The sequence below is a fragment of the Pararcticibacter amylolyticus genome (assembly GCF_003130405.1).
GTDB classification, from domain to species: Bacteria; Bacteroidota; Bacteroidia; order Sphingobacteriales; family Sphingobacteriaceae; genus Arcticibacter; species Arcticibacter amylolyticus.
The window spans coordinates 1-15,291 of sequence record NZ_QEAS01000022.1; the positions used below are offsets into that span (position 1 = coordinate 1).

The 15,291-nt window shown below is 42.2% G+C and carries 11 protein-coding genes and 2 tRNA genes; 7 read left to right on the forward strand and 6 right to left on the reverse strand.

Annotated features, from left to right (window positions below; genetic code table 11):
* The first annotated feature begins 188 nt into the window (after positions 1 to 188).
* Together DDR33_RS21165 and DDR33_RS21170 are read left to right on the forward strand one after the other, a co-directional pair.
* Positions 189 to 1,559 (forward strand): dipeptidase, encoded by a 1,371-nt coding sequence (locus tag DDR33_RS21165; RefSeq protein ID WP_109417808.1) that lies wholly within the window; start codon positions 189 to 191, stop codon positions 1,557 to 1,559.
* Positions 1,560 to 1,652: 93 nt separating this feature from the next.
* Positions 1,653 to 1,726, forward strand: a tRNA-Arg gene (locus tag DDR33_RS21170).
* A gap of 282 nt (positions 1,727 to 2,008) precedes the next feature.
* Here the strand turns inward: DDR33_RS21170 and DDR33_RS21180 are convergent.
* Both DDR33_RS21180 and DDR33_RS21185 read right to left on the reverse strand, forming a co-directional pair.
* Positions 2,009 to 2,251 carry a hypothetical protein gene (locus tag DDR33_RS21180; RefSeq protein ID WP_109417810.1) on the reverse strand — a complete coding sequence of 81 codons (243 nt, stop codon included), beginning with the start codon at positions 2,249 to 2,251 and terminating at the stop codon, positions 2,009 to 2,011.
* A 114-nt stretch (positions 2,252 to 2,365) separates the two neighbouring features.
* On the reverse strand, positions 2,366 to 2,809 hold the full coding sequence (locus DDR33_RS21185) for a hypothetical protein (RefSeq protein ID WP_146198823.1): 444 nt from the start codon (positions 2,807 to 2,809) through the stop codon (positions 2,366 to 2,368).
* Between the two features lie 102 nt (positions 2,810 to 2,911).
* Between DDR33_RS21185 and DDR33_RS21190 the strand changes: the two genes are divergently transcribed.
* Both DDR33_RS21190 and DDR33_RS21195 read left to right on the forward strand, forming a co-directional pair.
* On the forward strand, positions 2,912 to 3,811 hold the full coding sequence (locus DDR33_RS21190; protein WP_238387885.1) for a cation diffusion facilitator family transporter: 900 nt from the start codon (positions 2,912 to 2,914) through the stop codon (positions 3,809 to 3,811).
* A gap of 147 nt (positions 3,812 to 3,958) precedes the next feature.
* Positions 3,959 to 4,606, forward strand: coding sequence for a superoxide dismutase (locus tag DDR33_RS21195; protein ID WP_238387890.1), 648 nt, complete (start codon positions 3,959 to 3,961; stop codon positions 4,604 to 4,606).
* Between the two features lie 80 nt (positions 4,607 to 4,686).
* Here DDR33_RS21195 and DDR33_RS21200 read toward each other — a convergent pair whose 3' ends face one another.
* From DDR33_RS21200 to DDR33_RS21210, 3 genes are all read right to left on the reverse strand, one after another.
* Positions 4,687 to 5,469, reverse strand: a complete 783-nt coding sequence (locus DDR33_RS21200; RefSeq protein ID WP_109417814.1) for a polyprenol monophosphomannose synthase — start codon at positions 5,467 to 5,469, stop codon at positions 4,687 to 4,689.
* A gap of 39 nt (positions 5,470 to 5,508) precedes the next feature.
* Positions 5,509 to 7,194, reverse strand: coding sequence for a peptide MFS transporter (locus DDR33_RS21205; RefSeq protein WP_109417815.1), 1,686 nt, complete (start codon positions 7,192 to 7,194; stop codon positions 5,509 to 5,511).
* A 190-nt stretch (positions 7,195 to 7,384) separates the two neighbouring features.
* A complete protein-coding gene (locus tag DDR33_RS21210; RefSeq protein WP_109417816.1) occupies positions 7,385 to 8,302 on the reverse strand; it encodes a hypothetical protein in 918 nt (305 codons plus the stop codon).
* A gap of 278 nt (positions 8,303 to 8,580) precedes the next feature.
* On the opposite strand from DDR33_RS21210, the gene DDR33_RS21215 reads away from it, so the two are divergent.
* From DDR33_RS21215 to DDR33_RS21230, 3 genes are all read left to right on the forward strand, one after another.
* Positions 8,581 to 10,587, forward strand: a complete 2,007-nt coding sequence (locus DDR33_RS21215) for an HD family phosphohydrolase (protein ID WP_109417855.1) — start codon at positions 8,581 to 8,583, stop codon at positions 10,585 to 10,587.
* Between the two features lie 62 nt (positions 10,588 to 10,649).
* Positions 10,650 to 10,736: transfer RNA gene (locus DDR33_RS21220), tRNA-Ser, on the forward strand.
* A 426-nt stretch (positions 10,737 to 11,162) separates the two neighbouring features.
* Positions 11,163 to 13,961, forward strand: coding sequence for a glycoside hydrolase family 2 protein (locus DDR33_RS21230; RefSeq protein WP_238387886.1), 2,799 nt, complete (start codon positions 11,163 to 11,165; stop codon positions 13,959 to 13,961).
* A 62-nt stretch (positions 13,962 to 14,023) separates the two neighbouring features.
* Here the strand turns inward: DDR33_RS21230 and DDR33_RS21235 are convergent, their stop codons facing one another.
* A complete protein-coding gene (locus DDR33_RS21235; RefSeq protein WP_109417819.1) occupies positions 14,024 to 15,037 on the reverse strand; it encodes a LacI family DNA-binding transcriptional regulator in 1,014 nt (337 codons plus the stop codon).
* Positions 15,038 to 15,291 lie beyond the last annotated feature (254 nt).

Genomic DNA, 15,291 nt, shown 5'->3' on the forward strand with positions numbered 1-15,291 from the left:
ATTATTCGGAATAGGATTCTCTTCCTGCAAGAAAGAAAATGAAGTAAAACCCTCAGTGAAGTCAGAAAAGAGTGTGATGGTCGGCGAGAAGAAGGACATGGGCGGCTGGGACTAATATTCAAAAGAATATACTTTAGTAAGAAACTTATCGGTGAATGCTCGCTATATTTGCTCGAAACATATAGCGTATGCAAGAAATAAAGAAATATGTAGACGAGAATCAGCAACGTTTTCTGGATGAACTATTCGATTTGTTGCGTTTTCCATCTATCAGTGCAGATCCCGCTTATAAGGGGGATGTGTTGAAGACTGCAGACTTTGTTGCAGAAAAATTAAGAGAGGCAGGTGCCGATAATGTTGAAGTATGTTCAACGGCGGGATATCCTATAGTATACGGAGAGAAGATTATTGATCCGTCTAAACCGACAGTACTGGTTTATGGGCACTACGATGTGCAGCCTGCAGATCCGCTGGAACTGTGGCATACCTCGCCATTTGAGCCTACTATAAGAGATGGTAAAATATTTGCCAGGGGAGCCTGTGATGATAAAGGCCAGTTCTATATGCACGTGAAGGCATTCGAACTGATGCAAAAGACCGATTCTCTTCCATGTAATATCAAATTTATGATAGAAGGAGAAGAGGAAGTTGGTTCGGGCAATTTGGGCATTTTCGTTAAAGACAACAAAGAGCGCCTAAAAGCCGATATCGTTCTTATCTCAGATACATCCATGATTAGCCTTGATACCCCTTCGCTTGAAACAGGCCTCAGGGGCTTATCTTATGTTGAAGTGGAAGTTACAGGACCTAACCGGGATTTGCATTCCGGTGTATACGGGGGGGCTGTAGCCAATCCTGCAACGATACTTTCTAAATTGATAGCATCTTTGCATGATGAAAATAACCATATTGCCATTCCCGGGTTTTATGACGATGTTCAAAGTCTGACTGAAACCGAACGGGAGCAATTGAATAAAGCACCTTATGACGAGGAAGAATACAAGAAAGATCTCGGAGTAGAAGAGTTATGGGGAGAACAGGGATATACCACCATTGAAAGAACCGGTATTCGTCCAACATTGGAAGTAAACGGAATCTGGGGCGGATATATTGGGGAAGGCGCTAAAACAGTCCTTCCTTCCAAAGCATATGCCAAGATATCAATGCGCTTAGTGCCTAACCAGCAATCAGGAAAGATTACCGAGCTATTTAAGGAGCACTTTGAAAGGATTGCACCTAAAAATGTAAAAGTAAAAGTTACGGAACATCACGGTGGAGAGCCGGTTGTTACCCCTACTGATGGAGTAGCATTCCGGGCAGCCGAAAAAGCCATAGAGGAATCTTTTGGTAAGAAGCCAATTCCGACCAGGGGCGGTGGCAGCATTCCTATTGTCGCTTTATTTGAAGAAGTTCTTGGAATAAAGACTGTCCTAATGGGATTTGGGCTTGATAGCGATAATTTACATTCTCCTAATGAGAAATACGATATAGCAAACTATTTAAAAGGAATCGAAACGATCCCTTTGTTCCATAAATATTTTGCAGAACTCAGTGTTTAAAAAAGATTTGGCCGGAGCTTTATCCGGCCAAATTAACTTATTTAATTTTCTTCCGTGGAATAGAAACTTTTTCTATATTTGCAGCCACAATCGGCACCCATAGCTCAGCTGGATAGAGCAACGGTTTTCTAAACCGTCGGTCTCAGGTTCGAATCCTGATGGGTGTACATCTCTCCGAAAGGGGTGATAAAAATGCCTCTGCAGCCCCGTAGAGGCATTTTTTCTTTCTATTCCACGGATAATATTTTAACATTGCTTCAACTGATTCCTTTGCAGGAAATAGCAAACTATGAGTGGGCTGACCTGGATTTCCGAAGTAAGCAGCCTTTTTCAAAACGGGAGCATTTTCAGTTATAGCTTTCGAGAGCGGCTAGTCCTACAGATAGAATTTTAGCTTTGACAGGATGTCAAAGAGCAAATGCTGCTGCATACCAGTACCAATCCTTATCCTAAAGGTTCTGCCCCGAAATTTCGTCGAAAAGATCTTTAATCTGATTCCTCAGCTCAACAGGAAGAAGAGAATCCGCATGGAACCGGATCTGGTGGCCCGCTCCGCTCATGTAAATGTAATAATGGTCGTGGATAGAATTTACTGTGTTCTCCCGGAGGGGAGGATACTTCGAAAACCAATCGAGGTTCTCCCGTTCAAGCTCGTCCAATCTCGCCCTGAATTCGTCTGATGTAAATGCCATGTATTGTTTTTTGCCCGAAATGTTTTTTTACCCCAAGCCGAATATAAGGCTTTTAAGCCTTAATATAACGTTTAAGCCAAATTGTTACAGGAAAAAAACAAATACCGCCTTTAGTTATTTAAACTTCTGCTGACTTAGATAGCCGGACGTTTCTTTAGTGCGGACAGTATAAAGACTGTCGATCTCTTCGATCTTCTTTTTCTCTTCCGCAAAATAAGCAACCGACTCTTCTCCCGACTTTCCTTCTGTATCTGGCTGGAATTGGTGCATCCAGTCGTTCATCTTTTCTTCAGCAACTTTAAGCCCGTTAAGATGAGCCGTCAGGATGATCTGAGTTGCAGCCGTGTCAAGCGCCGGATTTTTAATTTTCAGACTGTCCATATTACGAAGGAGTGTATCGATTTTCATTTGTAAATGAACTACCTCGTCATTTCTGGCCATTACCTCGTCATGAAGTTTTATCACTTCAGCCCGCATTGCTTTATAGTCGCTCTTCGTCTGGCAAGCCGAAGCCGAGATAAGCAATGCCAGCAAAAAATATATGGAACGGTTTCTCATTTCTACAGTAAAAGTAAAATAATATTCTGATAAACGGAAGAAGTACATTCTCTCAGCTTTCTGTCAATAAATTGTGCTATATCTCCGTATTATACTTTATTTTTGGCAAAATTTAGAAGCATGAGGGAGCAGGGGCAGCATCCATCGGCCAGGGCGATCAGAACTACCCAAATTGGAATTTCGGTAAGTGTAATTCTGGTAGCAGTAAAGGCCATAGCAGGTAATTTGGGACATTCTTATGCTCTGATAGCGGATGCCACAGAAACAGGTGCAGATATATTAAGTTCAGCTTTGTTGTGGCTTGGCCTTCAGTATTCCCTTAAGCCGGCGGATAAGGGGCATCCTTACGGACATGGAAAAGCAGAACCCATTGCGGCTATTGTCATCTCCCTCTTTCTGCTGATCGCCGCCTGTTGGATAGGATATAATGCCATTGGATTCATCAATACACCACATGAGCTTCCCAAGCCGTTCACGCTCTGGGTGCTTCTTTTTGTTATTATAATCAAGGAAGCCCTCTTTCGTTATGTTATCCAGGTTGGAAAAAGTCTTTCAAGCCAGGCCGTGATAGCAGATGCATGGCACCATCGCAGCGACGCTATGACCTCCCTGGCAGCATTCGCCGGAATTGTTGTGGCCTTAATCTGTGGAAAAGGGTATGAAGGAGCGGATGATTGGGCTGCACTTATTGCGGCCTGCCTGATTGTATATAATGCATCCCGCATTTTACGTCCTGCTTTCAATGAGATCATGGACAGCGCCCCCTCTGATGGTATTGATGATTCTATCCGGAAAATAGCAGTTAGCGTTTCGCAGGTTAGAGACGTTGAGAAATGTTACGTCCGGAAAATGGGTTTCGACTATTTTGTTGATTTACATATTCTTGTTGATGCCGATCTTACCGTGGCTCAGGGCCATGATATAGCTCACGAGGTAAAAAACAAGCTGATGACTACCGACACCAGGATAAAAGGTGCACTGATCCACGTCGAGCCATATTAAGGATTCATCACTCCGGCTTCGATTCCCAGTTCTATTTGAACCTGCATCCTCTTTTAAATGTAAAAAAACTCAAACCGGAACTACTCGTGATAGTTATTTATATACATTTATTCAAATATCTCTATTGTTATGAAGTTTAGAAACGTAATGCTAGCAGGGTTTTTATTAATCCTGCTTTCTCCATCAGTTAAAGCACAGTTTACAGTACCCGATTTACCTTATGCTTACGATGCACTGGAACCTGCTATTGATAAAGAAACAATGCAAATCCATCACGATAAGCATCACGCCGCTTATGTCAAAAACCTTAACGATGCTGTTAAGGGGACTGCAGCCGAAAAAGCGTCATTAGCAAGTATCTTAGCCGGTGTCTCAAAATATTCAACGGCGATAAGAAATAACGCTGGCGGCCATTATAACCACTCCCTTTTCTGGCAGATAATGGCTCCTAAGCCAGGAGCTCCATCTCCTGCATTTGCGAAGGTTATAGACGGAACCTTTGGGTCATTAGACAAATTTAAGGCTGCATTTGCCGACTCTGCTGCAAAAAGGTTCGGATCGGGCTGGGCATGGCTGATCGTTCAAAAAGGAAAACTTAAGATCTCTACTACCCCCAACCAGGATAATCCGTTGATGGATGTAGTGAAAGAGAAAGGTACACCGATTCTTGCACTGGATGTTTGGGAACATGCTTATTACTTGAAATATCAGAACAAGCGTCCCGACTATATTTCTGCATGGTGGACAGTGGTTAACTGGACGGAGGTAGAAAGACGTTACAATCAGGCAAAATAGAAGAGGAAATCTTATAAAATAAAAAGCCTGCATTCATTAGAGATGCAGGCTTTTTATTTTATAAGTAGTTATTTATCTCCTTAGCCGCCGGAGCGGACTGTTTCATGCTCCCGTGCATTTTTCTTTTCAGGTACCGCCGTACCGTACTTCCTAAACCAGCTGTTGACTTTTATCTGGATCACCCCGATAAATGCTTCCCTGAAAATATTGGTGCTCATTTTTGAAGACCCCAGTTCCCTGTTAATAAATATGATCGGAACCTCTACAACTCGGAATCCGTGTTTAATAGCAGTAAACTTCATTTCTATCTGGAATGCATAACCGACAAACCTGATTTTGTTAAAATCAATAGTAGCAAGCACCTTGCGCCTGTAGCACTTAAAGCCTGCCGTAGTATCGTGAATGTTCATCCCAGTAATAAACCGAACATACACAGATGCAAAGTAGGACATCAGCACCCGGCTCATAGGCCAGTTAACGACATTAACACCTGTTACATACCTGGAGCCAATTGCAACGTCAGCACCCTCAGAACAAGCTTTATGTAATTTCAGGAGATCCGCAGGGTTGTGTGAGAAGTCTGCATCCATTTCGAAGATAAACTCATATTCATGCTGTAGAGCCCACTTAAAGCCATGGATATAGGCAGTGCCCAAACCAAGTTTCCCTTTACGTTCTTCGATAAAAAGCTTGCCTGTAAATTCTCCCTGTAGACTCTTAACAATAGACGCAGTGCCGTCAGGAGAACCATCATCAATGATCAGGACATGAAATGGTTGCGGAAGCGCAAATATCGCCCTGATAATATTCTCAATATTCTCCTTCTCGTTGTAGGTTGGAATGATAATTAAGCTATCTGACAACACGTAGTGAGTAGTATAAATTTTAACGAAGATACGCTATTAACGAATGCCATGCATCATTTTTTTGAGCTTGCCTGAGAGGAGTAACAGGATCACCGCAGCAGTTCCCGGTAGTATTACAAACAGAAGGAAAAACTCAAAAAGATTATGTATAGTGAATCCGGCAAATACAGGATATTCTGTCGGAATACGCAGTTCATGGAGTTTTGCAAGCTGTTCTGCACTAGGAGTAATTGACCTATCTAGTACTGCCTGAAGATTAATTCCAGCCTCCTGTGCCGTCGTAAACTTATCGCCGGTTGGAGGAATAGAAGCGCCGAGCGTTCCAGCAAGAGCATAACCCGCAGCATTTGCCAGGAACCAAACCCCCATCAGCAATGATGAAAAACGAGCCGGGGCCAGTTTTGACACCAGGGACAATCCGATGGGAGAGAGGCACAGTTCGCCAAGGGTATGGAACAGGTACATAATGATCAGCCAGAAAACTGCCAGCTTTTCCGTGTGTCCAAGATCCTTTACCTGGAATGCAATGATGAGGAAGCCAAGAGATAAAAGAAATAAACCTATAGATTGTTTAACGGGCGAAATAGGTTCGAGCCTTCGTTTTTGCAGACTAAGCCAAAGCCAGCTGAACGGAAACGCAAATATCATGATAAACAATGAATTGGCGTTTTGAACGAAACTAGGCGGCATGTTCCATCCAAACAGTCTTCTGTCGGTCTGATTGTCAGCAATAAAGGTTAGCGACGAACCTGCCTGCTCAAAACATGCCCAGAAGAACATCACGAAGAATCCCAGAATATAGATTACCAGGATCCTGTCTCTTTCAATCGAGCTAAGTGATTTATCTGTAATAATAAACCCTGCGAGCGTTAGTCCGCTGCCGTAAATGAATGAATATATCCAGTTCTGATCTACAATAAAACGAAATACCAGAACCAGTGCCACGAAAGCAGCTATCGCACCATATTTTGATGCAACTGAAAAACTTGCCTCCTGAACCTCTTCTGCTCCTTTGGTAATATTGAGTGCAGGTTTTGCCCCCACTGGTTTACCTTCCGGCGTAACAATGTACTTATTCTTCAGAAGATAGAAAACGAATGAACCCACGAACATAGCCATAGAGGCAGCCAGAAATCCCCATTTAAATGCAGCAACTACACGTGTGCCATTTTCCAGTACCACGTCACCTACCAGGGGGCAGATGTACATACCCAAAAACGCACCAACATTTATACCCATGTAAAAAATGGTGAAGGCGGCATCCAATCTGCTGTCCCCTTTGGGATAGAGTTGACCGACCATCGACGAGATATTCGGTTTAAAGAATCCGTTCCCAAGAATAATGATACCAAGAGCTGCATACATAGCCAGTTTCGAGATATCAAAATTCGAGTCGAAAGTGCTGGCACTGAAGAATAGAAACAGTTGTCCTATTCCCATCGTCACACCTCCAAGCAGAATACAATTTCTGTTTCCCAGAAACCGGTCGGAAATAAAACCGCCGAGCATTGGGGTCAGATAACATAGTCCTAAAAAGCCACCGTAAATGACAGATGCCTCTGCCTCCCGGAATGCCAGGGCGTTTACCAGGAAGAGGGTAAGGAGGGCACGCATGCCATAAAAATTGAACCTTTCCCACATTTCGGTTGTAAACAAAACATAAAGGCCTTTCGGGTGTCCTTTTGTTGGAGTAGGAGTTTCAGCAATATTAATGGTATCCATATTTTATTTTATTCTGTTAAAATGCGCAATAGTGTGTTCGTTTGTGTTTAATACACCGTCTTCTCAGTGCATACCAGAGGGTGGCGTGTCGGAATAATTAAAATGATCAACAATTGTATGTCCTAAAAAATACATTTAAAAAGGAAGAGGTCAAATATGAGAAAAATTTAAAAAAAAATAGTGACTTCTCTCATTTAAGCTTGTTTATTGTTTCTTTTGATGGCTTTGTAGGGTCAACATAAAGATTATCTATGGCAGAGGGAGCATTTTTAAGTGTGATGTTCTCAATAAATTTCAGGCGTCCTCTATCAAGTTTAAGGCCATCGTATGAGAGATCGGGGCCGTAAGTCTCGTGGCTTGATTTCATTTCCGGATTGGGAGGGACAAGATGATCGAACGCTATTATCCCTTCTTTCGGAATATAATTCAGCATCATGGACGTCTGGCGGCTGTATTCAAATATGATCCGCCGTTTCCCTCCCCATTTTTTGTTCCCTTCAAAAACCGGCATTCCGAACCATGCCTTACCTCCTTTAAAGTACAGGATATCAATAACTCTTTTCGTCGATTTCACACTATGGCCTTTCCACCCTAACAGGATATAATAAGGTGTTTGTACATTACTGGTTACCGGAATAATTCTGTAGTACTGTGCCCCGTACCAGCGTTCACTGCTGAGCACGCTGTCGGCCGGTGAAGTGATCCTGGGCGAATGATCAACCAGGGGATACATCTGCAACTTCCCCGGGCTGTTCATCTGAATCGTGCCGTAATAACGGTAACTTCCGTCATTGTTTAACACATGCCACGAAAATATCCTGAATCTCCTGTCCGGTGAGGTCTGTATAGAGATGGTTTTTAGCGAATCAAAACTAAAGTTGAAAGAGTTGTTCAGCCTGAGCGCCGATACAAGTGTTCTGATCATCTTATAGCTGGCGTTGTAACGCTCAGGTTCGCTCGGATTGTTTACCACCTGGTATCCGAATCTTTTCAGGCTGTCCTGCAGTCTGAGAAGTTCCTGCTGAGCAGAGATACCACCTCCCTGCTGTGCTTTTACTGCAGCACTTATAATCAAGGAAAAAATCAGAAAATAAAAACCTCTTCTCATGGTATATTGTCGCAAGTATAAGCCTAATGTTTAAAACAGCAAAATTGAAGCCGGGATCTTGTTATTAACGTACCGGCCCGGGTTATGTTATTCAGCGCCTGTTGTTTTACAGTCTTAATTCTCAGATGGTCGGGCTTCCGGGAAAGAGAGAGTCGTCGTTTGTATATAAAAAACTTCATGTACATTTGAGGGTTTAAGTAAAAATAGTGGCTAAGCTTAGAAAAAAGTACATATTCACGTTATATCACAGATATACTTCATGGATAAAATACGTCATGATGGTGCTGTGTGTGGTAATTGTTACACTTTCTCTCCCTAAACATGCAAGGTTTAAGTATGAGTATGCAAAGGGAAAGGTGTGGATGAACAAAGACCTGGTATCTCCATATAGTTTTGCTATAGAAAAGACCTTTGAAGAAACTGAACGAGACAAGGCTGATATCTATAAATCCATACTCCCGGTCTACCAGAACGATACGGAAGTAGCCTCGAATGAGCAGCAAGCATTCATCGCCGATTTTGACGTACGCTGGGAGAGTGCGGTCGAAGATGAAAAACTGAAGGAGGCTTATAAGGAAACAGGCGGGCGGATACTGGAGGCTGTTTATCAAAGGGGGGTGATGGCTTATAATAAGAGGCATCAGCAGGGTAATTCAAATTACAACTTCAATCTGCTCACCGGCAACAGAGCCGTGCAGACTAATACTGCTGTCGTTTTCACCATTGAAACGGCGTTACGATATGTGGAAGAACAGGTGGAAAAGGCCACGTCAATCAGAAATAAAGCATGGCTTATAAAGCTAATCTCTGACCATATACAGCAGAACTATATTTACGACGAACGTCTTAGCAGCAAAATTGAAGAAGAGGCGCTTAAAAATCTCTCGCCCACGAGGGGAATGGTACAAAAAGGAGAACTCATCATAGCCAATGGCAACATCATTACGCAGGATGTCTATCAGAAGCTCGAATCGCTTAAAAATACTTATGAGGATGATAGTAAGTTTGGCGGAGACCGAAAGATCATATTCTTTGGACAACTATTGCTGGGCGGCCTGATTGTTACCCTCCTGATGATATTTCTCCGCTTATTCCGCAAAGATATTTTTGAAGATAACCGGAAGATCTCACTGATCCTGGTTGTCATCACCGTCATGCTTGTCTCCCTTTCCTGGGCCATAAGTCTGAAGATCCCCAACCTTTATTATATACCTTATTGCATCGTACCGATTATCATCAGGATATTATTTGATACCCGGCTTGCGTTGAATATACATCTGCTGGTGGTACTCGTGGCGGGATTCTTTGTGCCGAACAGTTTTGAATTTGCTTTTCTTCAGGTTACTTCAGGCATGGTTGCCATCTACAGCATAAAAAACCTGGTAAAGCGGGAACAATTCCTGATATCAGCACTCCTCATTTTAACGAATTACTTTGTTGCTTATCTAGGGATTTCGCTCATCAGAAATAACGGTACAATGGACAGTATCGAATGGGAGAACTTTGTTCCCTTTATTTTTAGTGTACTGCTCTCCCTGCTCGCTTATCCGCTCATTTATGCTTTCGAACGGGTGTTCGGACTAACCTCTGAAGTAACCCTGATGGAGATCACCAATACCAATTCTAAATTGCTCAGAGAGCTCTCTTATAAGGCTCCCGGAACTTTTCAGCATTCCCTGCAGGTGGCAAATCTTGCAGAAGCAGCAATTTTTAATGTGGGAGGGAATGCCCTCCTGGTCAGGGCTGGTGCCCTGTATCATGATATCGGAAAGATGGAAAATCCGCAGTACTTTATCGAAAATCAGAATAAAGGACAGAATCCTCATGACAGTCTTTCTTACGAAGCCAGCGCACAGATTATTATAAGGCATGTTACGAAAGGAGCGGAGATTGCGAGGAAAAATCATCTTCCTGAATTGGTGATCGATTTTATCCGTACTCACCACGGCAATACCCGTATGGATTATTTTTATCAGTCATTTTTGAAAAACTTTCCCGAAAAGTTTGTAGACGAGAACATCTTCCGTTATCCCGGCCCGATTCCTTTTTCAAAGGAAACCGGCGTTTTGATGCTTGCTGATTCTGTAGAAGCCGCTTCCAGAAGCTTAAAAGAACCTGATGCTCAAAGCATCAGCAATCTGGTAGATCGTATTATCGATTATAAATTAGAACAAGGGCAGTTGAACAACAGTAATATCACCCTAAAAGATATCGCCACTATCCGTACGATATTTAAAAACATGTTAATGAGCATCTACCACGTCAGGATTGATTACGAGATATAAAAACGAAATTTTTTTTTGCAGGATACATTGAATTACTATATTTGCAGTCCCTGAAACAAAGGGGTGAGGTGCCTGAGAGGCCGAAAGGAACAGTTTGCTAAACTGTCGTACGGGTAACCGTACCGAGGGTTCGAATCCCTCCCTCACCGCAAAAAAGGGCTTTACAAATTAACGATTTGTAAAGCCCTTTTTTTATTTGGGCGGTGATTTCAAGAGGCTGGGGTGGCTCAGGATTTATCTGTCGCCTGAAGGTACTTTTGCAGGGCCCTGTACATTTTCCACTACGTCTTCCTGCTATGTCTTGCATAAATCTGTGATAGAAAACGATAATATCAACCATTTTACCTTCGCCTATCCTCAAAGCAATTTTTTATATCCTGGGAACAGTCCCAAAAATGGGAGCGATCCCATTGCCATTAATGCAAAAAAAATATCTTTTAAAAGGGGTAGCTGAATAGATTTGATAGCCAAACAATTATAATACTATTTGTAAATCATTTATGCGAAGCTTTTTATTATCCATACTTTTTTTGTGGCCCGGTTATCATAGCGTAGCTTTGACAAGAGATCTGAACGTGAAACATGCATTATCAGCTGTATTGAAAGAAACACTTTCAGATAGTAGTTATGAAATTTCGCTCAACGGAAAATGGCTGTTTAAAACCGACCCTGCTAACGAAGGCGAAAAGCTGGAATGGTTTGCAAATAAGAGCGTAATCTTTCCCGATGCTTTAACGGTTCCGGGTAACTGGGACACCAAAAATGAGTATGCCAATTATACGGGTAAAGCCTGGTATAAAAAGACAATCGTCATGCCGGCTAAATTAAAAGGGAAGGTAGTGAGACTGTATTTTGAAGGGGTAAATACCGATGTAAAAGTTTGGGTGAATGGCCAGTTTGTGACCGCAAACAACCTGGGATATCTGGAATTTGAAAAAGATGTATCTGCGTTTTTAACGTATGGGGCAAGCAACACAGTAACCGTAAGTGCCGATAATAGTTTTAAAGTTGGGGCGCTATGGAGCTGGGGCGGCATCAGACGTCCGGTTAAACTGCTTATCAATGATCCGGTATATATTAAACAGACGAGGATTACCCCCAAAGTAGATCTGCTCAATAAAACCGCTACAATTGATTTTGCAGTAAGTGTTTTTAATAAAGAGTCATCCTCTCAAAATGTAAATGGCAGTGTATTAGTTTATCATCAGAAAAAACTTATTAAAACCATTCCTTTTGCAGCCAGTCTTGGCGCGGAAAGTCTGCAGACTATAAATGTTAAAACACAATTGCTTGCGGCCGATGTAAATCTTTGGAACCTTGATGATCCGCAGCTATACGATTGTAAGGTTGTTTTGTTAAAGAATAAAGCTGTTATTGATGAGAGGAAGGACAGGTTCGGCCTGCGCCATATCGAATTGGATAATGTAAAACATCAACTTAGATTAAATGGGGAAGTGATAAGGCCTGTTGGTTTTAACCTGGTGCCTGATGACAGAACCAATGGCAATGCACTGCCGCTTTGGCGCGTAAAAGAAGACATCGACCTGATGAAGAGCCTGGGAGCGGGTTTGTGCCGTATGTCGCACGTTCCGTTCCATAAAGAATTACTTAATTATCTGGATGAAAAAGGCATCTTAATTATAGAGGAAATACCTGTTTGGGGACCGTCCGACCTGGTGAAAAAAGATAATGAAGTTACCAATGTCTGGATGAAACGGATGATCAATGATCACTTTAATCACCCCAGCATATTTGGCTGGAGCGTTGGCAACGAAATTGGCTATAACGCAGAAGCAATGGATTATGTTGAAGGCAGCATTATCTATACACGGCCTTTAGATACTACGCGTATGCACGTCATGATAAGCCATTCAGCTCATCGTGAGAAAGATCCCCTGCAGTTTTCAGACCTTGGCTTTATCAACTGGTATGGCATGAGTGGTAACTATGCAGATAGCGTACACAAACTTCATCCCAACAGCACTCTCTTTTTCTCAGAATACGGCTATGATCAACTGAACGAAGATCTGTCGGCAGACTTCCCTATTAAGGCCTTAATGGACGATATATCCCAAAAACCCTATCTTATCGGCGCCTCGTTATGGACGTTTAATGATTACCGGAGTAATTATAAAGGCACTAAAGAATTTTCGCAAAACCGGCCCTGGGGAATAGTTGATGCTTACCGGCAAAAGAAGAATGCATTTTATTCTTATCGAAATGCAAATAAACCTTTCGCTGAGATCACTTTAAGTAATGCGGCTTTGAGTACGGATCATAAACAATTTACTGCTGAATTAACGTTAAAGCCGCATGGAGCGCTCGACATACCCGCTTATCCGCTGCTCAATTATCGTGTGGTATGGAAAGTTCTTGATGATAATGGTTTAATGACAGCCGGTGACAGCAGATCATTATCAAAGATCAGCCCTGGCGACAATGACATAAATATTTCATTGAATAGCAGAATGAGGGGCAACATTCCAGCCAGGGCCACTGTAAGTATTGTATCGCCATTAAATTATACATTGTATGACACCACGGTATATTTTAGGAAGCCCTCAGTGGCAAAGATCATAGCTGCCTACAGCACCTTAAATACGTCCGGCAAAGATTTCTTTGTAAAAGTATTGTATGAAAAAAACAGCTCAGCCAGCTCTTATAAAATAAGATATTCTATAGATAATCAGCCTGAAGTGGAAACCCCGCAATCAAATTTGAACTACATTAATATCACAGGACTAAAGCAGCAGCAAATAGTAAAGCTGAACCTGGTAAGCATGAATAATGCAGGCGAAACGATTACAGATTTAAAACCGGTTACAGTAAGCGGAACGATAAAGAAGCCGTTTATACAATATACCGAGCCTGCAGATGGTGGTTTTTTTATAGGATTTGAAACCCTGCCAGCTGATAACAAACTAATTGTACAGGTTACCGACAAGGCAGGTAATTATACCAATTGTAAAGAAATTGAAGCAAACGTGAAGGGGCTTATTCATATAGAAGGGCTTATCAACGGGAAACGGTATTATTATCGTTTAAAGCGGGATCAGGAGAACGATAACTGGTCGCCCGAGGTTCCGGTGGTGCCTGATGGGGGGCTAAAACCGTCGAACCCCTTTATTCAGGGGGTGATTTTGAGTAACAACAATGCGATTGTTTGCTTTATGCCGGTAAGAAAAACGGAGGGGTATTGTTTACAATATAAATTGCCGGCAGAAAATAAGTGGCATACCGAGATCATCAACGCCAGCCAGATAGAGGAGTACCAGTTCAAAGTAAAAGGCAATCCCAAGACAATACAGGTTAAACTGGCTGCAATTAACCAGTACGGGCAATCGGTCTATACAGAGTATACAATTCCCAAATAGTTGTTCAACTGCGCAATAGATATTACAGCCCTTAGAGGGGGGCTGTAATGTCTGCGGAGCAATCAGCTGGAATTACGCACAATTAATTGAGTTTTTAAAACAACTGTCGGGGCTTTCCAATCGGCCACGTCCCGTGCTATCTGATCAATCAGCAGTTGAGCGGCAGTCCTCCCCATCTCTTTTATAGGCTGTTCAACTGTGGTCAATGAAGGTTCTATTAGTGAGGATACGAAATCGTTACTAAAGCCAATTATGGCAATATCTTCAGGAATACGTAAGCCGGTTTCTTTAATAAGCCTTATCGCTTCAATAGCGGTAGGATCGTTAATGCAAAAAATAGCGTCAGGCCGTTCTTTCAGGTTAAGAAAATAATTGACATATATCTTCACTTTATTGATGGTTAGATCGTAATGTACAAGTAGATCTTCGTCAAATGATATCTGGTGTTTCTTCAGTGCAGCCATATATCCAGCTTTGCGGCGTTTGCAAATGCTTAGCGACTCTGGCCCCGAGAGGTGGGCAATTCTTCGTTTACCACGTGATATTAAATGTTCAACAGCGGTAAAAGCGCCTTCCTGATCTTCTACAATTACTTTGGGAACGATCATTTCATCGCATACCCTGTTAAAAAACACAATAGGGATACCTTTTCGCTGAAAAATTTTCAGGTGTTCAAAATTGTTGGTTTCGCGGGTAATGGATATTAGCAAGCCATCTACCTGGTGCGCCAGCATTACCTTGACATTCGAAACTTCCGTTTCATAACTTTCATCGCTTTGACTGATGATGAGGTTATAACCGGCTTCTTTAGCCTTCTCCTGGGCGCCAATTATTAACTGCGGAAAAAAAGAACGTGAAAATTCCGGTACAATAATACCAACTGTATTACTGGCCTTTCTCATTAAGCCAATGGAAAACATATTACGCTGGTATTCCAGGTCGTTGGCCAGTTGTAATACTTTTTCGCGTGTTTGCTTATGTACACTCGGGTGTCCGGTCAAAGCCCTTGATACGGTAGATTTTGAGATACCTAACTCCTTAGCGATATCAAAAATAGTAGTTTGATGTTTCTTCATTTTATTAAACCAGGTTTTAAGTCTCCCGCATTATCCTAAGATAAGGTGTTTATCCTTAACTGCTTATTTTCCTGTACTCAATTAAGGCACTTGGGAGCCGTCCCAAATTTGGGACGGCTCCCAAGTGCCTTAATTGCTGTTTTTCCTATTAAAAGATATGTTTCAATAATATTTTCGGACATCAATATTTACCAGGAGCCGCGTACTGTTCATACAGCCGGTTCCAAAAAACCAATTATGATGAAACCAAACGA